Source organism: Aeromonas salmonicida subsp. salmonicida (assembly GCF_001643305.1).
GTDB lineage: Bacteria > Pseudomonadota > Gammaproteobacteria > Enterobacterales > Aeromonadaceae > Aeromonas > Aeromonas salmonicida.
On record NZ_LSGW01000044.1, the window covers coordinates 207,527 to 228,463 of the forward strand.

At 60.8% G+C, this 20,937-nt stretch carries 15 protein-coding genes and 2 pseudogenes; 11 read left to right on the forward strand and 6 right to left on the reverse strand.

What is annotated here, in order from left to right; genetic code table 11:
* Positions 1-350: 350 nt before the first annotated feature.
* On the reverse strand, positions 351-1,697 hold the full coding sequence (locus AXW79_RS04490; RefSeq protein ID WP_005311784.1) for a UDP-glucose dehydrogenase family protein: 1,347 nt from the start codon (positions 1,695-1,697) through the stop codon (positions 351-353).
* A gap of 280 nt (positions 1,698-1,977) precedes the next feature.
* Here AXW79_RS04490 and arnB point away from each other — a divergent pair, with 280 nt between their 5' ends.
* The 9 genes and pseudogenes from arnB to AXW79_RS04535 all read left to right on the forward strand — a co-directional run bounded on the left by arnB (position 1,978) and on the right by AXW79_RS04535 (position 11,125).
* The gene (gene arnB / locus AXW79_RS04495; protein ID WP_005311782.1) at positions 1,978-3,114 is read left to right on the forward strand and encodes a UDP-4-amino-4-deoxy-L-arabinose aminotransferase; all 1,137 of its coding nucleotides are present in this window, start codon (positions 1,978-1,980) and stop codon (positions 3,112-3,114) included.
* A 6-nt stretch (positions 3,115-3,120) separates the two neighbouring features.
* Positions 3,121-4,098: an undecaprenyl-phosphate 4-deoxy-4-formamido-L-arabinose transferase gene (arnC, locus tag AXW79_RS04500; protein ID WP_005311780.1), complete on the forward strand. Its 978-nt coding sequence runs from the start codon at positions 3,121-3,123 to the stop codon at positions 4,096-4,098.
* Positions 4,095-6,086, forward strand: a pseudogene (gene arnA, locus AXW79_RS04505) (bifunctional UDP-4-amino-4-deoxy-L-arabinose formyltransferase/UDP-glucuronic acid oxidase ArnA). Before arnC ends, arnA begins: the two are co-directional and overlap by 4 nt.
* A complete protein-coding gene (gene arnD / locus AXW79_RS04510; protein WP_005311778.1) occupies positions 6,079-6,978 on the forward strand; it encodes a 4-deoxy-4-formamido-L-arabinose-phosphoundecaprenol deformylase in 900 nt (299 codons plus the stop codon). The pseudogene arnA and the gene arnD overlap by 8 nt, the downstream one beginning before the upstream one ends.
* A gap of 68 nt (positions 6,979-7,046) precedes the next feature.
* On the forward strand, positions 7,047-8,690 hold the full coding sequence (arnT, locus tag AXW79_RS04515; protein WP_005311776.1) for a lipid IV(A) 4-amino-4-deoxy-L-arabinosyltransferase: 1,644 nt from the start codon (positions 7,047-7,049) through the stop codon (positions 8,688-8,690).
* Positions 8,690-9,034 (forward strand): EamA family transporter, encoded by a 345-nt coding sequence (locus tag AXW79_RS04520; RefSeq protein WP_005311774.1) that lies wholly within the window; start codon positions 8,690-8,692, stop codon positions 9,032-9,034. Before arnT ends, AXW79_RS04520 begins: the two co-directional genes overlap by 1 nt.
* Complete coding sequence (gene arnF / locus AXW79_RS04525; RefSeq protein ID WP_005311772.1) at positions 9,031-9,477, forward strand: 4-amino-4-deoxy-L-arabinose-phosphoundecaprenol flippase subunit ArnF; 447 nt, start codon at positions 9,031-9,033, stop codon at positions 9,475-9,477. The genes AXW79_RS04520 and arnF overlap by 4 nt, the downstream gene beginning before the upstream one ends.
* 229 nt (positions 9,478-9,706) lie before the next feature.
* Positions 9,707-10,576 (forward strand): phosphoribulokinase, encoded by an 870-nt coding sequence (locus AXW79_RS04530; protein ID WP_005311770.1) that lies wholly within the window; start codon positions 9,707-9,709, stop codon positions 10,574-10,576.
* Between the two features lie 15 nt (positions 10,577-10,591).
* Complete coding sequence (locus tag AXW79_RS04535) at positions 10,592-11,125, forward strand: DUF4136 domain-containing protein (RefSeq protein ID WP_021138329.1); 534 nt, start codon at positions 10,592-10,594, stop codon at positions 11,123-11,125.
* Between the two features lie 67 nt (positions 11,126-11,192).
* Here AXW79_RS04535 and AXW79_RS04540 read toward each other — a convergent pair whose 3' ends face one another.
* Together AXW79_RS04540 and AXW79_RS04545 are read right to left on the reverse strand one after the other, a co-directional pair.
* Positions 11,193-11,489, reverse strand: a complete 297-nt coding sequence (locus AXW79_RS04540) for an MliC family protein (protein ID WP_005311767.1) — start codon at positions 11,487-11,489, stop codon at positions 11,193-11,195.
* A gap of 48 nt (positions 11,490-11,537) precedes the next feature.
* On the reverse strand, positions 11,538-11,942 hold the full coding sequence (locus AXW79_RS04545) for an OsmC family protein (protein ID WP_005311765.1): 405 nt from the start codon (positions 11,940-11,942) through the stop codon (positions 11,538-11,540).
* Positions 11,943-12,251: 309 nt separating this feature from the next.
* Here AXW79_RS04545 and crp point away from each other — a divergent pair, with 309 nt between their 5' ends.
* Positions 12,252-12,890 (forward strand): cAMP-activated global transcriptional regulator CRP, encoded by a 639-nt coding sequence (crp, locus tag AXW79_RS04550; protein ID WP_005311762.1) that lies wholly within the window; start codon positions 12,252-12,254, stop codon positions 12,888-12,890.
* Between the two features lie 109 nt (positions 12,891-12,999).
* The gene (locus AXW79_RS04555) at positions 13,000-13,800 is read left to right on the forward strand and encodes a putative RNA methyltransferase (RefSeq protein WP_005311760.1); all 801 of its coding nucleotides are present in this window, start codon (positions 13,000-13,002) and stop codon (positions 13,798-13,800) included.
* 61 nt (positions 13,801-13,861) lie between these two features.
* On the opposite strand, the gene AXW79_RS04560 is transcribed toward AXW79_RS04555, so the two are convergent.
* From AXW79_RS04560 to AXW79_RS04570, 3 genes and pseudogenes are all read right to left on the reverse strand, one after another.
* On the reverse strand, positions 13,862-15,784 hold the full coding sequence (locus AXW79_RS04560; protein ID WP_011899033.1) for a glycoside hydrolase family 19 protein: 1,923 nt from the start codon (positions 15,782-15,784) through the stop codon (positions 13,862-13,864).
* Positions 15,785-15,860: 76 nt separating this feature from the next.
* Positions 15,861-18,236, reverse strand: a complete 2,376-nt coding sequence (locus AXW79_RS04565; RefSeq protein WP_043143664.1) for a M66 family metalloprotease — start codon at positions 18,234-18,236, stop codon at positions 15,861-15,863.
* Between the two features lie 88 nt (positions 18,237-18,324).
* Positions 18,325-20,933: pseudogene (locus tag AXW79_RS04570) on the reverse strand (glycosyl hydrolase family 18 protein).
* Positions 20,934-20,937 lie beyond the last annotated feature (4 nt).

Here is a 20,937-nt window from a genome sequence, read left to right on the forward strand (position 1 = left end):
CCTTTATAAGCATGTAATTAAGCGAATCACACCTTCCGAATAAATAAATTCGCACTGATGAAAGTCAGATAAATAAGATGCCGGTCATCCCGATATAAATCCGCCCTCATATTTTCCGGTCAGGGGATAATCCATAGCAATTACATGAGTATAAAGAAGGCGTTCACATCACCCTATTTACAAGATGTGAGCATGCCATCACCTCATAGAATTTCACGCTCATAGCATTATTCAGCCAGGTCAGCTCAAGGTGCGTCTCTGTTTATTTTTGACGGTAAAACCGACTCTGCTGGTTGGTAAAAAGACATGGGTGAGATGAGCGATAAATTTTCATTCAACGCCCGCCTCCATTATCTATTTACCGACTCGCCCCGCCCAATACCATAGTAATGAAAGCCATGATCCCGCATGCGACCCGGATCAAACAGGTTGCGGCCATCCACGATCAGCGGTTGCTTCAATGCCTGCTTGATGGTGGCAAAATTGGGTGCTTTGAAATGATTCCACTCGGTGCAGATCACCAGGGCATCGGCCCCAAACACGGCGGCCTCCTTGGTCCCCATCAGCCTCAGGTTGTCACAATAGCCATAGAGCTGCTGGGTCTCCTGCATGGCTTCCGGATCATAGGCCTGCACTGTGGCGCCAGCACGCCAGAGGGCCTCCATCAGGGCACGACTCGGGGCCTCGCGCATGTCGTCGGTATTGGGTTTGAATGCCAGCCCCCACAGAGCGATCGTCTTGCCCGCCAGGGATTCCCCCTGGGCGCTGAAGAAGTCTGACAGTATCTCGTAGAGTCGCGATTTTTGCTGCTCGTTGATGCGCTCCACCGCTCGGATCAGCGGCGTGTCATATTGCAGTTCCTGGGCTGTTGCCAGCAAGGCTTTGACATCCTTGGGGAAACAGGAGCCGCCGTAGCCACAGCCAGGGTAGATGAACTGATAACCGATGCGCTGATCCGACCCTATCCCCTGACGCACCATCTCGATGTCGGCCCCGACCCGCTCGGCCAGGCCAGCCATCTCGTTGATGAAACTTATCTTGGTGGCCAGCATGCAGTTGGCGGCGTACTTGGTCAGCTCGGCACTGCGCACATCCATGAACAGGATGCGGTCATGGTTGCGATTGAACGGCTCGTAAAGCTCGCGCATCAGCTGGCGGGACGCCTCGTTGCGAGTGCCGACCACGATGCGATCCGGCCGCAGACAGTCCTGGATGGCGGAGCCCTCCTTCAGAAATTCGGGGTTGGAAACCACATCGAAGGCAAATGACTTGTCCAGTTGCTGCTGAACCAGCGTCACCCTGGCTGTCACCTTGTCGGCTGTGCCCACCGGCACGGTCGACTTGTTGACTATGATGACGGGCTCATCACGATGACGAGCTATGGTGTCAGCCACCTCCAGCACGTGGCAAAGATCGGCAGAGCCATCTTCTCCCGGCGGGGTGCCCACCGCCAAAAACTGCACCTCACCGTGCTTGACGGCCAGGATTGCATCCGTGGTACACACCAGGGCACCACTCTTGATATTGCGCTGGAGCAGCGCCTCCAATCCGGGTTCATAGATGGGAACCTGACCAGCCATCAAGTCAGCCACCTTCTGTTCATCGACATCGACACAGATAACCTGATGACCAATATCGGCCAGTACAGTGGCCAACACCAGCCCCACGTAACCACTTCCAAATACAGTAATGTTCATATTGATACAACCAGAATGTCAGAGATGATGCAGTGTTGAAAAATGAGCATTTTTCGGATTTTAAATATTTACCACACCCCTATAAATGGTCGCAGCGTTTAATTGTTACCAACTGTTTCTGCCCACTTGCCACCCCGCTTTTATATGGATTTTGACAGTGAATTGTTACCAGATGTTGCTGAGCCATTGCGGGGCCATTTTTATATACGCTATGTTGAAATTAATGTTTAAGGCCGCCTGTTCTGATGGGCACTGATTAATATTCATTGTTGGATCTCTTATGCAAGACTTTCTGCCATTTTCGAAGCCAGCCATCGGCGACGCCGAAATAAGCGCTGTCTGTGAGGTGCTGAAATCGGGATGGATCACCACGGGCCCGAAGAGTCACGAACTGGAACAGCAATTCTGTGACACATACGGCTGCCAGCATGCCGTTGCGCTCAACTCTGCCACCGCTGGCATGCACGTCACCCTGATGGCACTGGGCATAGGCCCGGGGGATGAGGTGATTACCCCGTCACAGACCTGGGTGTCCACCATCAACCTCATCACACTGCTCGGAGCCGAACCCGTTTTTGTCGACGTGGACAGAGACACACTGATGACCAGCGCAGAGCTTATCGCGCCGCTCATCACAGTCAACACCAAGGCCATCATTCCGGTTCACTACGCCGGCGCCCCCGTCGATCTGGACCCTATTCTCAAGCTGGCCAGACAATACGACATCCCCGTCATCGAAGACGCCGCCCATGCCATTGGCACCCGCTATCGGGATCGCTGGATTGGCGCCACCGGCACCGCCATCTTCTCCTTCCATGCCATCAAGAACCTGACCTGCGCCGAAGGGGGCATGCTGGTGACCGATGACAAGGCGCTGGCGGACAAGGTACGCATGCTCAAGTTTCATGGTCTCGGGGTGGATGCCTTCGATCGCATGACGCTGGGCAGCAAACCGCAGGCGGAGGTAATAACGCCCGGCTTCAAGTACAACCTGACCGACATCAACGCCGCCATCGCCCTGATCCAGCTGGCACGCCTGCCCGAGCTCAATGCCAGACGCGCCGGGCTGGTCGCCCGTTATCAGGAAAAACTGGCAGGGCTGCCGCTGGCGCCACTCGCCATCCCAACCTATCCCCATCTGCACGCCTGGCACCTCTTCATGGTGCGGGTCGATCCCGAGCGCTGCGGTCTCGACAGGGATCAACTGATGCAGGCGCTGCAAGAGCGCGGCATCGGCACCGGCCTGCACTTTCGCGCCGCCCATACCCAGAAATATTACCGCGAGCGCTACCCCGCCCTCAGTCTGCCTCATACCGAGTGGAACTCATCACGCCTGTGCACACTGCCACTCTTCCCGGACATGACGCTGGCCGACGTTGACCGTGTGGTCGCGGCACTCACCGACATATTGGAGTAACGACACGTGAACAACACAGATATCAAGCTGGTTTCGGTGATCATCCCCGTTTACAACGAGGAGGCCAGTCTGCCCGTGCTGCTGAGCCGGGTCACCGCCGCCTGCGAGCTCCTGCCCCAGGATTACGAGGTGATCCTGATCGACGACGGCAGCCACGACGGCTCCACCGAGATCATCAGCGAAGCCGCCGCCAACAGTGACAGCAAGCTGGTAGGCGTGTTGCTCAATCGCAACTATGGCCAGCATGCCGCCATTATGGCCGGCTTCGAAACCGCCAAGGGAGATCTGGTGATCACCCTGGATGCGGACCTGCAGAACCCGCCGGAGGAGATCCCCCGTCTGGTGGAGGCCGCCATGCAGGGCTATGACGTGGTGGGCACAGTGCGCCGCAACCGCCAGGACTCCTGGTTTCGCAAGACGGCCTCCCGACTCATCAACAAGTCGATGCAAAAGGCGACCGGCGTCCACATGAGCGACTACGGCTGCATGCTGCGGGCCTACCGCCGCCACATCATAGACGCCATGCTCTGCTGCCAGGAGCGCAGCACCTTCATCCCCATCCTGGCCAACAGCTTCGCCCGGCGCACCATAGAGCTGGAAGTCGGCCATGCCGAGCGGGCTCATGGTGAATCCAAATACGGCCTGATGCACCTCATCAACCTGATGTATGACCTGGTCACCTGCATGACCACCACACCGCTGCGCCTGCTCAGCATCGTCGGCAGCCTGGTGGCGGGGCTCGGCTTCACCTTCTCCATACTGCTGGTCCTGATGCGCCTCGTCATGGGCGCCGACTGGGCCGCTGATGGCGTCTTCACCCTCTTTGCCATTCTCTTCACCTTCGTCGGCGTGCAGCTGCTGGGCATGGGGCTGCTGGGGGAATACATAGGCCGCATGTACACAGATGTGCGCGCCCGCCCCCGTTACTTCATCCATCAGATAGTGCGCACCGCCACCCCTTCGCAACAGGAAACTGAACAATGAAAGCTGTCGTCTTTGCTTATCATGATATCGGCTGCACCGGTATCGAGGCCCTGCTCGAGGCAGGTTACGAGATCCAGGCCGTCTTCACCCATGCCGACGACCCGAGTGAGAACCGCTTCTTCGGCTCCGTGGCCCAGCTCTGTGCCGAACACGGTCTGCCGGTCTACTCCCCGGAAGATGTCAACCATCCGCTCTGGGTCGAGCACATCAAGGGGTTGGCGCCCCAGGCTCTCTTCTCTTTTTATTACCGCCACATGCTCAAGCAGGAGATCCTGGATATCCCCTCCGCCGGCGCCTTCAACCTCCATGGCTCCCTGTTGCCTGCCTATCGCGGCCGTGCCCCCATCAACTGGTGTCTGGTCAATGGTGAACAGCTGACGGGTATCACACTGCACCAGATGACGATGCGCCCGGATGCCGGTGCCATCGTCGCCCAGCAGGCCGTCGCCATCAAATAGGCCGACACAGCGCTGACCCTGCATGGCAAGGTGCGCCTCGCCGCCAAAGCCTTGCTGGACGCCGAATTGCCCAAGCTGCGGACGGGCGACATCAGCCTCACCCCGCAGGATGAGTCCAGAGCCAGCTACTATGGTCGCCGCACCCCGGCCGATGGCGAGCTGCACTGGGATAAATCCGCCAGGGATCTCTACAACCTAGTGCGCGCCGTCACCCAGCCCTATCCGGGCGCCTTCAGCTTCGCCGGTGATCGCAAGCTGACGGTGTGGAAGGCAACCCACATAGCCCAGGATAGCGACATGCTACCCGGCACCATCCTCAGCCAGGATCCGCTGCGCATTGCCTGCGGTGAAGGGGTACTGGAAATCGTGGCCGGTCAGGCGGAAGGGGGACTCTATGTGCGCGGTGCCCAGCTCGCCCGTGAACTGGGCCTGGTGGCAGGCATGCGCCTCGGCGCCAAAGCCAGCAGTGCCCTGCGCAAGGAGCGATTGACCCGGGTGCTGATCCTCGGGGTCAACGGCTTCATCGGCAACCACCTGACCGAGCGTCTGCTCAAGGATGGCCGTTACGAGATCTATGGGCTGGATATCAGCGCCAGCGCTCTCGGACGCTTCATCGACCACCCCCATTTCCATTTCGTGGAAGGGGACATCAGCATCCACACAGAGTGGATCGAGTATCACATCAAGAAGTGCGACGTGATCCTGCCGCTGGTGGCCATCGCCACCCCCATCGAATACACCCGCAACCCGCTGCGCGTGTTCGAGCTCGATTTTGAAGAGAACCTCAAGATCGTCCGCTACTGCGTGAAGTACAACAAGCGCATCATATTTCCCTCCACCTCCGAGGTGTACGGGATGTGCGACGATCACAGCTTCGATGAAGACGAGTCCCGCCTCATCGTCGGCCCCATCCACAAGCAGCGCTGGATCTACTCCGTCTCCAAGCAGCTGCTGGATCGGGTGATCTGGGCCTATGGCAAGAAAGAGGGGCTCAATTTCACACTGTTCCGCCCCTTCAACTGGATGGGACCGCGACTGGACAGCCTGGACTCAGCCCGCATCGGCAGCTCCCGCGCCATCACCCAGCTGATTCTGAATCTGGTGGACGGCACCCCGATCCAGCTGGTGGACGGCGGCGCCCAGAAGCGCTGCTTCACCGACATAGAGGACGGCATCGAGGCCCTGTTCCGCATCATAGAGAACAAGGGCAACCGCTGTGATGGCCAGATCATCAACATCGGCAGCCCGGACAACGAAGCCAGCATCCTCCAGATGGCCGAAGTGCTGCTCGGCAAGTTCGAGGCCCACCCGCTGCGCCACCACTTCCCGCCGTTTGCCGGTTTCAAGCGAGTGGAGAGCAAGTCCTTCTACGGTGACGGCTATCAGGATGTCTCCCACCGTCGTCCCAGCATCAAGAATGCCCGCCGCCTGCTCGACTGGGAACCGACCATCGAAATGGAAGAGACCATCGGCAAGACCCTGGACTTCTTCCTGCAAGGGGCGGTCAGCACGGGAGTCGAGCATGATTGATGTGGGTCTGCGGATCGACGTTGATACCTTCAGGGGGACCCGTGACGGGGTTCCCCGCTTGCTGCAAACCCTCGACCGGCATCAGATCAAGGCCAGCTTCTTCTTCTCCGTGGGCCCCGACAACATGGGGCGCCACCTGTGGCGCCTGCTCAAGCCCCGCTTCCTGCTCAAGATGCTGCGCTCCAACGCGGCATCCCTCTATGGGCTGGATATTCTGCTGGCCGGCACCGCCTGGCCCGGCAAGTCCATCGGCAAGCAGCTGGGCTCCCTGATGCGCGATACCGACAGCGCCCGCCACGAGGTGGGCCTGCACGCCTGGGATCACCACGGCTGGCAGGCCAATACGGGCCGCTGGGATGAAGCGACGCTTATCCACCAGACAAGGCTGGGGGTGGATGCCCTCAACCAGATCCTGAGGCGGGAAGTGGATTGCTCCGCCGCCGCCGGCTGGCGGGCAGACCCGCTCACCACCCAGGCCAAGGAGGCGTTCGGCTTTCGCTACAACAGCGATTGCCGTGGCAGCGGCCTGTTTCGACCCTTGCTGCAGGATGGCCGACCGGGTACGCCGCAAATCCCGGTCAACCTGCCCACCTTCGACGAGGTGGTCGGCACAGAGGTGACGACGGCGCAGTTCAACGCCTTCATGCTGGACAGGCTCTGCACGCCGCCACAGGTGGCGCCTCACGTCTACACCATTCACGCCGAGGTGGAAGGGATCGTCATGGCGGATCAGTTCGATGCGCTGCTGGCCGAGGCTAGCGCTCGCGGCATCCGCTTTGTCCCGCTGGGGAGTCTGTTACCCCCGGATCCCGCTCAATTGGATGCCGGACGGCTGGTGCGCGGCACCCTGCCGGGGCGAGAGGGATGGCTTGGCTGCAAGGCCGATGTCTAGACCCTTACTCACATCGCGGACGTCATGATGCGCCATTGCGCTCACCACACAATGCTACAGAGGATGTCATGAAGTTGACCAAGTGGGCCCTGCCCCTGTTCTTTCTCTTGTTTTACCTGCTGCCCCTCGACCAGCGGCCGCTTTGGAGCCCCGACGAGAACCGTTACGCCGAGATAAGCCGTGAGATGGTGAGCACGGGGGATTGGGTCGTGCCCCACTTCCTGGGCTTGCGCTATTTCGAGAAGCCCATCGCCGGTTACTGGTTCAACAGCATCAGCCAGCAGCTGTTTGGTGACACCAACTTCGCCGTGCGCTTCGCCTCGGCCGCCGCCACAGGCCTGAGCGCCCTGCTGATCGTCTGGTTCGCGCTGCAGCTTTGGCAGTGCCGGCGCAAGGCCTTCCTTGCCGGGCTCATCTACCTGTCGCTGTTGATCGTCTATGGCATAGGCACCTACAGCGTGCTCGATGCCATGGTCACCCTCTGGCTCAACGCGGCCATGGTCAGCTTCTATCTCATCCGGCAGGAGGGTCCGCTGCGAACCCGGGTCGCCGGCTACCTGCTGTTTGGCCTGGCCTGCGGCATGGGCTTTCTCACCAAGGGCTTCATCGCCCTGGCGGTGCCTGTCATCGTCATAGTGCCCTACGTCATTTATCAGCGCCGCCTGCCCGAACTGCTGCGCTTCGGCCCATTGGCGATGGTGAGTGCCGCCCTGCTGGCCGCCCCCTGGGCCATCGCCGTACACCTGCGGGAGCCCGATTACTGGCACTACTTCTTCTGGGTCGAACACATACAGCGCTTCGCGGCGGATAACGCCCAGCACAAGGCGCCGTTCTGGTACTACCTGCCCATGGGGCTGCTCGGCACCCTGCCCTGGCTGGGCCTGCTGCCCGGCGCACTGCGCAAGGGCTGGCAGGATCGCAAGATAAGTCCTGAGACCCTCTATCTGCTGGCCTGGGTGGTACTGCCATTGCTGTTCTTCAGCGTTGCCAAGGGCAAGCTGCTCACCTATATCCTGCCCTGCTTCGCCCCGCTGGCCATGCTGCTGGCCGCCAGCGCCGTCGACCTGCTCAAGGAAGGTAAAGAGCGAGCTTTCAGGGTCAATGCCTGGCTGAACGGCCTGTTCGGCCTTATCTGCCTGGCGGTGCTCGCCGTGCTGGCCTTATCCCCCAGCCACGCCGTCTACGGCGAAGAGGATCATGGGGCGCTGGCGGTGGCCATGGTCATCTTTGCCGGCTGGGCTCTGCTTGGTTTCATCCAGTTGAAGGATGTCAGCCGCCGCTGGACCCTGAGCGCGCTCTGCCCCATGGTGCTGGCGGTGGGTCTGCCCTGGGCATTGCCACAATCCCTGATCGACTCCAAGCTGCCGGAGCGCTTCATCGAGGCCAATCAGACAGTGCTGATGGACTCCAGCTCCCTGCTGGCCAACGATGTGGGGCTGGCCTCCTCCCTCGCCTGGGGCACCCGACGCAGCGAGATCCAGCTATTCGACAGCAAGGGGGAGGTGCATTACGGCTTGAGTTACCCGGATGCCAAGGAGCGCTACGTGACCCGGTCCGACTTCCCGGCCTGGCTGGCCGAGGCGCGTAAAAACGGCCAGGTTGCCCTGTTGCTGAAGACGGATAAAGACGGCAGCACGGGATCTCTGCCACCGGCCGACGAGACGATAGTGAGCCACCGGCTGACCCTGCTTGTCTACCACGGGGCCCGCTGATGGACATGCTGCTGCTTGTGCTGGTGTGCCTGCTGACCTGCAGCGGCCAGATGCTGCAAAAACAGGCAGTCATCAGCTGGCAGCGCCAGCCATGCAGCCACTGGCAGAAGCTGTTTTCACCCTGGCTCATCGCCAGCGTGGTGGCCCTCGGCAGCGGCATGCTGCTCTGGATCTACCTGCTGCAACGGCTGCCGCTGAGCATGGCTTACCCCATGCTCAGCATCAATCTGGTGCTGGTGCTGATTGGCTCGCGGCTGTTCTTTCACGAGCAGATCAGCTACCACAACTGGCTGGGGGCCGGCGCCATCATCATTGGCGCCCTCTTGTTGGGAGGCTTGCTATGAGAGGTGACAATACCGGGGTTGGCAAAGAACCTGCGGTGACGGAGAGGCCCGCGATCAAGGGCTATCTCTATGTGCTGGGCAGCATACTGCTGGTGACCCTGGCCCAGCTCGCCATGAAATGGGGAGTCATGCAGTTGCCAGCCTGGCAGGCCAGCCTCGATATCATGCTGGCTCACCCGGTGCCGCTGCTGGTCATCACAGCCGGAGTGGGCTGCTATGCCCTGTCACTGCTCTGCTGGCTGGCGGCGCTGCACTTCACCCCGCTCAATATCGCCTACCCCCTGCTCAGCACCAGCTATGCGCTTGTCTACCTGCTGGCGGTCAGCATACCGAGCTTTGCCGAACCGCTGGAGCCGGGCAAGGCGGTGGGAGTGATCTTCATCCTGCTGGGGGCCGTGCTGGTGGGGATAAAACCGGTGGGCAGGAAGCGCAACGCCCATTAACCCATCACGGTTTGGCTCGCTATCCTCCCTGTGCAAGGGCTGCTTCGTCAGCCCTTTTCTTATGATGCGGATCCCTCTGCTCACCCGGCTCATCTCCCCTTCGTCGCTGCGCGTCAGGGAACAAGTGTCACGCCAGTGAACCAGTCGGGCGGCGGTACTGACAAGCGGCGTACTTGACCGCACTCGGAACATGCCTTTATAACGGAACTCCCAAGGAAGAGAGAATTCTATGTCGGCCAAGCATCCCATCATTGCAGTCACCGGTTCGTCCGGTGCCGGCACCTCCACCTCCACCAACGCCTTTCGCTCCATGTTTCATCAGCTTGGTTACAAAGCGGCCGTGGTGGAAGGGGACAGTTTTCATCGCTACACCCGACCGGAAATGGACGTGGCGATCCGCAAGGCGCGCGAGCAGGGGCGCCACATCAGCTATTTCGGCCCCGAGGCCAACGACTTCGCGCTGCTGGAATCCTTCTTCCAGGAGTACGGCCAGAACGGCAGCGGCCAGTATCGGCGCTATCTGCACAGCTTCGACGAGGCAGTCCCCTTCAACCAGATGCCGGGTACCTTCACCCCCTGGCAAAATCTGCCGAGCGAGACCGATCTGCTGTTTTACGAGGGGCTGCACGGCGGCGTGGTCACAGATGACCACAATGTGGCGCGTCACGTGGACTTTCTCATCGGCGTGGTGCCCATCGTCAACCTGGAGTGGATCCAGAAGCTCATCCGCGATACCTCGGAGCGGGGGCATTCGCGCGAAGCGGTCACCGACTCCATAGTCCGCTCCATGGATGACTACATCAACTTCATCACACCGCAGTTTTCCCGCACCCATATCAACTTCCAGCGGGTGCCGACCGTGGATACCTCCAACCCCTTCAGTGCCAAGGTGATCCCGAGTCTGGACGAGAGTATGCTGGTGATCCGGTTTCGTGGCATCAAGCAGGTGGACTTCCCTTACCTGTTGTCGATGATCGATGGCTCCTTCATCTCACGGATGAACACTATCGTGGTTCCGGGTGGCAAGATGGGCTTCGCGATGGAGCTGATCCTGCGCCCGCTGATCCAGCAACTGCTCGAAACTGGCAAGATCACTTAAGCCAAGGAGCTTATGATGCGGTTAGCGTTTATCTCTGTGGTATTGGCCGCCCTGCTGGGCGGTTGCAGCAGCGGCCCGGCCGCTCCGACCCTGGAGTCGGGCACCATGGTGGTGCGACCGGCTGCGAGCTGGCCGTTTGGTGCGACGCCGCGCTACGCGCTGGCCGAGCAGTTCCAGTATGCGGGTGAGAGTGCCGAGGGCTGGCTGGTGCCGGTTCAGCAGGCGGTCAATCAGGAGCTGGGCAGCAAGGGCTGGCAGAGCGTGCCCCTCGATGAAGCGGATCTCTGGGTCGCCATCGGTGTCGCAGGCAGCAAGGACTTGAGCGATGGCGAGATCTTCGCCCGCCTCGGCATGACCCCGGGGCTGCAAGCCAAAGTGGGGGCACGCAAGGGTACCCTGGCCATAGTCCTGCTCGACCGGCGTACCCAGCAGGCGGTGTGGAGCAGTGCAATCCAGCTCGCCAGTGACGTCGCCATCCCCGACGAGTCACGCCGCCAGCTGAGCCAGCAACTGGCCGGCCAGATGCTGGACTCCCTGCCCGCCCGCTAGCACGGGTCTTTTCCCCTTGAAACAAAACGGCCTGCGAGAGCAGGCCGTTGTGATCACACCATGACGATTACTTGCGCTGACAGGTCAGCAGGGTCACATCTTTCTGACTGAGGATGGCCTGTTTCTCCTGATTCCAGAAGGTGGTGGCACCATCGGAATACTTGGCGCCAGACTCCGCTTCAACCCGGCCCAGCTTGTGATACACGCCGGCGTACGGGAACTGCACCATGTCGGCCTGAGCATCATAGGTAATGGCCAACAGCTCTTCCCCGCACTGGTACTGGCTGTACTGGTACTGGGTCGGCTGGGGCATGCTGCAGGCCGCCAGCCCCAGCAGGGGAAGTAACACTATCAAGTTTTTCATTGCACTTTCCTTATGTCATGGCGTTATCGACGGGACAAATCACAGCTATCAGGCTTCAAGAATTTGATAACTATGGGTAATTTCTACCGCTTTTTCCAACATCAGGGAGACGGAACAATACTTTTCCATCGACAGGTCCACCGCGCGGGCCACCTGCTTCTCGGCCAGCCCCTTGCCGGTGACCACAAAATTGAGGTGGATCTTCTCGAACACCCGCGGCACCGACTCCACCCGCTGCCCTTCCAGTTCCACATGGCAGGCGGTCACGGATTGACGTGCCTTCTCCAAAATGGAGACAACGTCGATCGAGCTGCAGCCACCCACCGCCAGCAGGATCATCTCCATCGGGCTGGCACCTTCGCCGGGGTTGGCGCCGTCCAGGGTCACCTGATGACCGGACTCACTCTCGCCGACAAACTTCATGCCTTCCACCCAACTGACCTTGGCTTTCATCTCACATTTCCTCTTAATGACGACATATCTGACTGACATAGCATACCCCAGACGGCGCCCAATCGGCATATGTGAGCCATTTTCGCGAACTTCGGTGCTAACTAGATCAAAATCAACATCTGATGCCCCCAAGTTCCCTAAAATGGCGCAGATAGCGCAGCAGGCATCAAGGGGATCTGGCAAAAGCCCTCAAAGCCTTGTCAGCACAGACAAAGGCTCTTATCCTACTGCGACTAATACAAGGAATGGCAAGGTTGGCAGCTTGCCCGGACGCACGAGTCCATAAAAAGACACTACAGAGGAATTCTCATGGTCATTGGCAAACCGCAAAGCGATCCCACCCTGGAATGGTTCTTGTCGCACTGCCACATTCATAAGTATCCCGCCAAGAGCACCCTGATCCATGCGGGTGAGAAAGCGGAGACCCTCTACTACATCGTCAAGGGCACTGTGGCCGTCTTGATCAAGGACGATGAAGGCAAGGAGATGATCCTCTCCTATCTGAACCAGGGCGACTTCCTGGGCGAGATGGGCATGTTCGAGGAGAGCGAGAATCCAGAGCGTTCCGCCTGGGTGCGCGCCAAGGGCTCCTGTGAAGTAGCCGAGATCTCTTACAAGAAGTTCCGTCAGCTGATCCAGGTCAACCCGGACATACTGATGCGTCTCTCCGGCCAGATGGCGACCCGACTGCAGCACACCAGTCAGAAAGTCGGCAACCTGGCCTTCCTGGACGTGACAGGCCGGATCGCCCAGACCCTGCTCAATCTGGCCAAACAGCCGGACGCCATGACCCACCCGGATGGCATGCAGATCAAGATCACCCGTCAGGAGATTGGCCAGATCGTCGGCTGCTCCCGTGAAACCGTTGGCCGGATCCTCAAGATGCTCGAAGAGCAGGAGCTGATCTCCGCCCACGGCAAGACCATAGTGGTGTTTGGTACCCGCTGACAGGGTTCCCTGACGGCTCAGGATAAAAAAGGCTGCCACGGCAGCCTTTTCTGATCGTCTCCCCTATAATCGCGAACGCCCTTCCTCAGCCTCAATCAAGCGAGTGTGTATGCATCTTCAATGTCCCGTTTGCCGCAGCCCCCTGCATCTTCATGAAGCATCCCGCGGGGTCTATTGCGACAACAAGCACCATTTCGATCCGGCCCCGGAAGGGTATCTGGATCTCATTCCCGGCAAGAAGAATCCCAAGGACAGCGACAGCCGCGCCCTGATGCGCGCCAAGCGCCACTTCCTGGAACAGGGCCATCAGGCGCCGCTGGTAGACGCCATGGCTGCCCTGCTCGCCCCGCTCGGCCCCCGCGAGCTGATCCACCTCGGCTGCGGCGAAGGTTACTACTGCCGTGCCCTGGCCGAGCGCCTGCCCGAATGGCAATTTGGCGGATTCGATCTGGCCAAGAACGCCATCTTCGCCGCCAACAAGGTACAGCCTGAAGCTCAGTTCATCATCGCCGATCCGGCTCGTGCCCCGCTGCAACCGGGCACGGCCCAGGTGCTGCTGGTCAATGATCTCAAGGTCAAGACAGAGCTGCTGGTCAGCTGGCTGGCACCGGGTGGTTACCTGCTTTACCTGCAGCCAGGCCCGCGCCACCAGTGGCAGCTGAGAGTCAGCCTCAACCCTGTCAGCATGGAGCACCCCCTCAGCTGGCCAGTCCTCGGCGGCCTCAACCCCGTGGGTCAGGAGCGTTGTCAGTTCACCATGACCATGGATCAGAGCCTGCGCAGCTTCATTCTGGAAACCAGCCGACTCGGCTGGCGGGCCAGCGCGGAGCAGCGTCACGCCTTTACCCAGCAGGGACCGGATGAGCTGGAGCAGGATCTGCTGCTGAGCCTGTGGCAAAAGCCGCTCTGATTGCGCTCATTCCCATGAAAAAAGGCCCTGACGGGCCTTTTTTATTGAGCGAATACAGACGTCACAGTTTGATCCAGGCATCTCCCCAGGCCGTGCCCTTGCCAGGCTCATAGGCCCAGGCCGCGCCCGCACACCAACCGGTATAGGGGTGGGGCTTGCACTGGTAGTTGCCCCCCAGATTGCTTACCTTGTCCCCCGCCTTGTTGGCCGTCCCTGCTTGGTAAGGGGGGTTGCCATCCGGCGGCGTAGTACCGCCACTGCCCTTGATCAGGATCTCGTGGGTCGCACTGCGACTGAGCCCCTGCTCGTCGGTTACCTTGAGCACGAAACCGTAGCGAGTATCGCTAACCGGCGTGGCAGGCAGGGTGGCACTCAGGGTGGACTGGGACAGATCCGAGGTGCTGGCCCCGGCGGGCAGGGTCCAGGCATAGCCGAGCGGCTTGCCTTCCGGATCGCTCGAACCCTGGCCGGAGAGCAGCACTGTCGCACCGCCCAGCGCCTCGCTCGGGCCGCTGATGTTGGCCACCGGCGGCAGGTTGGTGCCGCCGCCGTTGTCCTCGATCACCACCTCGGGGAAGAAGTGCTGCACGCACTGGCTGTAGTCCCGCGCCTTGAACGCGCTGAAGCGGGTCTGGTAACCCACCAGCTTGCAGGCGTAGCTCTTGCCGCCATTGGGATTGCCCGGCACATAGCTCCAGTCATTCTCCCAATAGATGGGCAGGGCGCCGGCGCCCGCCTCGTCAAAGTACTTCATGCTCTTGCAACCAAGCACCTCGTCTGCCGGCACAGGCACCCCCAGATACTGGGCCTGGGCCTGGTAGTAGGTGATGCGGTTCTGGGACTGGGCATGCTCGGCCGCACCGCCGCACTCCACGCCGCCGTTGATGATCTGGGTGGTCACCCCGAAGCCCGGCACCAGACCATTCTGCCTGTCGTAGTCATTGGGCTGCCAGGTGCCGTCGATCACGTGCAGCATGGAGGGCTTGGGCGGCTGTGGATAGACGAAGAAGAAGACGGCGCTGGCGAGGTTGAGCCAGGTGTCCGCCACTTTCTCCGGGTTGTCCAGCAGGGTGCGCACTGTGCCGAACATGGCCTCGGAGAAGGGGCCGTAGTTGTAGTTGTAAGAGAGCTGCTTGGCGCCACGACCGAAGTAGCTCTTGAACTCGCCGTTCTCGAACTTGCCGCATGGCCACTGCTGACCCTGCCACACATCCGGCCGACACTCGGCGTTGTAGCCGCCGCGCATCTGCTCGGTCCAGCCCATCTCCCGCACCCAGACAAGCCCCTGACGCCACTCGGGCTCGGGTCGCCAGCTCTCGTGACCGCCGGTCTCCTGGGCGAAGTGGGCAAACATGGTGGCCAGCGACTTGCGGCAGATGGCCTCGGCATTGCGACCGTCGCTGTAATCACCGCAAAAAGCCGGGAACTTGGCCACCGCCTGCAAAAAACCGCGATAGGTGTATTCCGGGGCCCGCAGCGGGAACAGGAAGTTGAACTGGGACTCGCTGAGCAATCCCTCGACCCGCTTGACGTTGGCTGGGTTGAGCGCAAGCCCGGGGGCCACCGCCTCGACCACGGCATTGTCGCGGGTCGCGATGGAGGCCTTGACTGCCGCCATGGCCGGGAAGTCGGTGAGGGCCTGCTCCCTGGCGTCCAGCTCGCTCTGGCTCAGGTAGACGGGCGTGCCTTCGGTGGCGCCGCTGCCCCCCTCCACCGGAGGCGTGATGCCAGTGCCACCATCAGGCGGAGTCGCTTCCCCATCCCCCATCAGGGCCCACGGAGAGTCCCATTCATTGGCCACTTGTACCCCCGGGCTCTGGCCCGGATTGGCGTACCATTTGGCTTCATAGATCTTGCCGTTGAAACTGACCTGGCTGCCGCCACTGTAACCCTGATTGATGTCATACAGGGCGGCGGCCCACAGCTGACCGCTCAGACAGAGTCCGGCCAGCAGGCTGGCCACAGAGGACTTTCTTATCATCATCCTTACCTCTTGCTAGATAAAAGGCGGGGCTTGGCCCCCGCCTGTGGTACCTCGCATTGCGCGAGGAAAAAGCGTCTCAGCGCGTCAACGGCATGCCGTTGACCGTGTAGCCGAGACCGGCCGGTGCCGGCGTGAGCAGAGCGTCACTCTGCACCTGATTGCGGCACAGCACACTGGCGCTGCGCGGCTCGCTGGCAGTGGGCACGTTGACATGGAACTTGTTCATCACGCTGGCGCTCAGGCGGTGGTTGGCCAATCTGAAACGCAGCAGCCCATCACGGGTCTCCACCTGCAATTGGCAATCCCCCGTCCCGAGCCGCTCGCTGTCATCGCCATAGGTAAAGCCATAAGCACCGTGCAAGGCCGGATAGAGGTAGCCGGGCAGCTGCCTCTGCGGATCGTAGTAACCGACCAGGGTCGTCACCGGCACCCCGAAGGCGTCAGGTTTTCGCTCCACCGCCAGGTCCGCCAGCGGCCCCTCGTTCCAGCGTGCACCGTCCGAGGTGTAACTCTTCTTGAAGCCACGGGAGACGGTGATCTGCTGACCGTTGATGAAGAGGGTACTGTTGTAGCCAGCGTCGTGATCGACAGTGACGATGCGGCCACGATTGACCGCCGAGGCCAGCGGCAGCTGGATGTTGCGGGTCCAGTTGCCATCCCACATGGCCACCTTGACCAGGTCGTACTCGGCCAGCAGGGCGGCCAGTTTCACCTCCCCCAGATCACTCACGGGTGCCGTGATCTGCTCGGAAAGGTCGACCTTGTGACGGTAGGGCTCCATTTTGGCGCGGCTCTCGTTCCACTTGCTGAAACCCGTGGTGGAACTGGCATCAAACACCGCCTTGCTCTCGAGGAAGCGCTGGATGATGGCCGCCGAGTTGGCGGTATAGAGCGTAAAACGGTTGAAACCGGAGAGCGGCGCACCGCCAGCCATCGCATCGAGACCAAAGGAGCGGCTGTGGAAGGGCGCCTGACACTGGCCATCCAGACAGGTGCTCTGGCCGCTGCGGGTTGCGAAGAAGTTGGGAATGAAGCGGTTCTTGTCGCCATCCCAGCCCCAGGTGGCATTGTTCTGGTCGGCGCTGCGATGCACAGAGCCGGCAAAGCCCCCCACATAATGACCAAGGCCGTAGTTGTGACCCACCTCGTGGCTGAACTCGTTGCCAAGGGACGCGTCCAGGGTGACTATGCCGCCCCCGCCGGAGCCGCCATGTACCTTCACCCCGTTGGCGTACTTGCCGCGACTGTTATGGGCAGCCAGCTGGGTCACCACATAGGGGTGGCTGCTCTCCCCTTCACCCGCCGTGCTGTTGATGCCGTAGTTGGCATTGTCGATGCCATGGGAGATGAGCTCCTTGCCGATGCGCTGGCGCATGGTGCCGTCGTGCCAGCCCCCTTCGCTCGGATCAAAGTCGGTGAGCAGGGTTCCATCCGGCAACATCACCTCTGGCAGCGACAGGGGGGCATATTGACTCACGATGAGACGGCTGGCAGGTATGGTCTGGAAGTACTCCCGATGTGCCTCGGGATCCTTGGCAAAGGCAAACTGGTTGCGCGGTGTGGTCAGCATGCCGATGTCGATGGTGTGGATCAGCAGCTCCCCCGGTGCCCCCACCTTGAGGCCCGTCAGCTCGCCGTGGAGCTGGTTATGACTGAACCACAAGCTGAGTCCAGGTACTATCCATTTGGAGGGCAATACCCCGCTCCAGGCATCGCTGGCGTAGGTGATGCCGTTATTTTCCAGCTCACCGTCACGGATCCACTGACCGCGCACAAATTTGAATTGCTGGCTCTGACCGCGGGAGAGTGTCACCTGACGGCCACTGAAAGTGACAGTCGAGTCGTAGCCGGCATTGGAAGCGAGGCGCACCATCTTGCCTTCCAGCGTCGCATCCGTCGGCAAATAAACGTTGCGCACCCAGCGCCCGTCTGCGGTCTGGATGGACACAAGCGCATGGACTCGCAACTTGCTCAGCAGGAAGGAGCCGGCCGGATCACCCAGCTTTGCCAGTTCGCTGCTGCTGTTGATGACGCCTGTGGTGCCGGGGCCTGGGGTGAAATCGACCCCCTCTTCGGGGGAACCCTCCAGGTAGTAAGCGGTTTTGGGTAGTTTAGAGGGTGGGTTGAGTCCCATTGAGCCGAGCAACTTACCCGTCCCATCATAGGCCATCACCACCATGGGAGCTGTGCTGTCGGCTTGCATCGGCCTGACCAGCAACAGGCTCTTGCGCAGGGCGGTGAGACGGGGCTGATTGTCCCCCTCACGAGGATGGGCGGGCAGGATCTGGCTCTGGGCAAACTGCACCCTGGCCGCCAAGGATCCTTGCAAGTCATTCTGTGGGGTTGTGCCGTCGAATACCAGGTCAGGGACAGCCTGAGTAGCGGCCAGCAGAGAACCGCTTGCCAGCACTGCGGTGATCAGGCTGGCAATACGGGTAGTGTGTATGGTCATCATGACGCTCGCTGTTGTTGTGGGAAAAAGAAGGGGCATGCCAAGCATGCCCCCGGTTGGTTCACAGAAAGGCTAGTTGACAAAAAAGTTAATTACAGATGGCGGCGCCCAGGTCCTGCCAGACGTCGTGCTGGCCGGGCTCATTGCCACGGGTCCAGTACTGGGCCTTCCACTGATGGCCCTTGTGGGTGGTCAGGTCACCGGCGTTGTAGGCTACCCCCGCATCCCAGCCCAGCTGCACCTGGCTTGTCAGCTTCCACTGATCGGCGCTGCGACTCGGCTCATTGCCCTGGGTCCAGTACTTGGCCTGCCACACCAGCTGGTTGTGACTCACCTTCTCGCCACCGTTGTAGGTGGTCGCGGCTTTCCAGGCCGGCCAGTTGGCCGCATCCGGATCAGTCGCCCCGCACTCGCCGCCACCGCTGACCGGGGTCACGGTGAGACGGGTCTTGCCCTGGGCATCCAGCGCGCCGTCGGTCACCGTGACTGTGAGGTCATAGCCGGTCTCCACTGTCACGTTGGGACCGGTGACCACCAAAGTGCTGCTGTTCTGACCGCTGGCCGTCAGGCCTGCCGGGACGCTCCACTGATAGCTGAGGGTGTCACCGTTGGGATCGGTGGCATTGGCAGTGATGCTCACTTGCCTGCCTGTACCGAGATCTTGTCCTGCACCGTCACCACAGGTGGCAGATTGGGTTGCGGCGCCTTGTTGGTCACTACAACCTGATCCTTGGCACTGAGGTTGTGATCGTCGGTCACCGTCAGTTCGAACACCAGATTCACGTCCTGGCTGACCGCATCGACGCTCACCTTGGCCTTGGCCTGGTTGGCATCGCTCAGGGTCGCCTTGGGACCCGATACCTGAGTCCAGCTGTAGTTCAGCACTGCCCCTTCCGGATCGCGGGAGGAGGAACCGTCCAGCACCAGCTCTGCCGGCCCCGTCACCGCGAGGTCATTGCCAGCGTTGGCAACGGGCGGCTTGTTGGTGGGCGGCGTTGTGCCTTCCCCGTTGCCCAGCCCCTCGTGCATGGCGTTGAGAATGTCGCCGTTGTCGGCGTCGATTTCCCAGGCAAAGAGGCCGCCGAGCTGGTTGGCCAGCACATACTGTCCCTTGGCCTTGACCGAACGGTCGTCATCGAAGGTGATGAGCTCACCGGTGGATGCCTTGAACACATAGGGTGCCTCGGCCACTTCGTCATAGCTGTACTGCCAGTCACCGGCCATCTTGCCCTTGGCGATGCCACGGTAGTCGATGACCCCCTTCTCCCAGATCCCTTCCGCTTCGGTGCCCGCTATGGGGCCGGTGGCGGTGCCGGTGAAGGGATTGTTGCCCTGATAACCGCTGACGCCGGTCCAGCCACGGCCATACATGGCCGCGCCGACCACCACCTTGCCCGGTTCGACGCCCTGACCCAGCAGTGCCTTCACCCCCTTGTCCGTGGTGTAGCGGGTATCGGGATCCCAGCTAGCGTCATACAAGGCGGTCTGGTGCCCCAGCTCGGTGTTGGTCCAGGCGCCGTTGAAGTCGTAGCTCATCAGGAAGATGTGATTCATGTATTGCTGGGCGGCGCGGTAATCCACCTTGGCAATCTTGTCATCGCCGGCGCTGATGGCGGAAGTGAGCTCGTAGGTGCGGCCCGTCTCTGCACTCAGCTCGTCGAGCATGGCGCGCAGCTCCTTCATCAAGAGCACATAGGTCTCGCCATCGGAGGCATTGCCAAGATCCGGGTTGGCTCCCTGGCCACCCGGGAACTCCCAGTCGATGTCCACCCCGTCGAAGAATTTCCAGGTTTGCAGGTACTCTTTCACCGAGGCGACGAAGGTGTCGCGCTTGGTCTTGTCACCAAAGAAGAAGAAGGGGTCGGAGAGGGTCCAGCCGCCGATGGAGGGGAGAATCTTCAGGTCAGGATAGGCCTGTTTGAGTGCCATCAGGTTGCCGAAGTTGCCCTTGTAGGGCTCGTCATAAGCGGTGAGATTGCCCTGCCCCATCTGGATGGCGGCCCAGGGATCGTGGATGGAGACCTTGAAGTCCTCGCGCCCGGCGCAGGAGCGTTGCAGCGCCTCGAAACTGCCCGCGATCTCTTTCAGGCTGTCATTGATGCCATTGCCCCCGCAGATGGGAGTAAAGCCGTAGAGGATGTGGGTCAGGTTCTGTGCCGGGACCTTGTCCACGGTGAACTTGCGACCATAGACGCCCCACTCCACATAGTAGGCCCCCACCACCTTGCCGGACTTGTTGGCGTAAGGCTTGTTGTTCTCTTGCAGCGGCGCCTTGAGCGGCACCAGATGGCTGCCATCGGTGTCGGCCACCAGAATTTCTTTCTTGTCGGAGAGAGTGCAACCATCGGCATTGCACAGGGCCACCTGCATCTGGTAGCGGCCTCCCTTGGTCACCTTGAAGTTGGCAGTGCCGGAGGCTGACGCGGCGCCGGACCACACCTCCTGGCCATCGAGCAGCACCTTGGCCGTCTGGCCGACATCACCGGACCAGAGGTTCCAGCTCACGCTGACCGGTGCACCATCGGCATGTACCTTGACCAGTTTGTTGTAGGAGGTGGCGGCTTGATCGACTTCAACGATGGCGAACTTGGTTTCGCCCCAGCCGATGGTGGGTTTGCCGGGAGCGGCAGCGAAGGCGGAGGAGGCACACAGACCCCCGACCAACAACGCCAGTACTGAGGGTTTTGGACTTAACATAGTT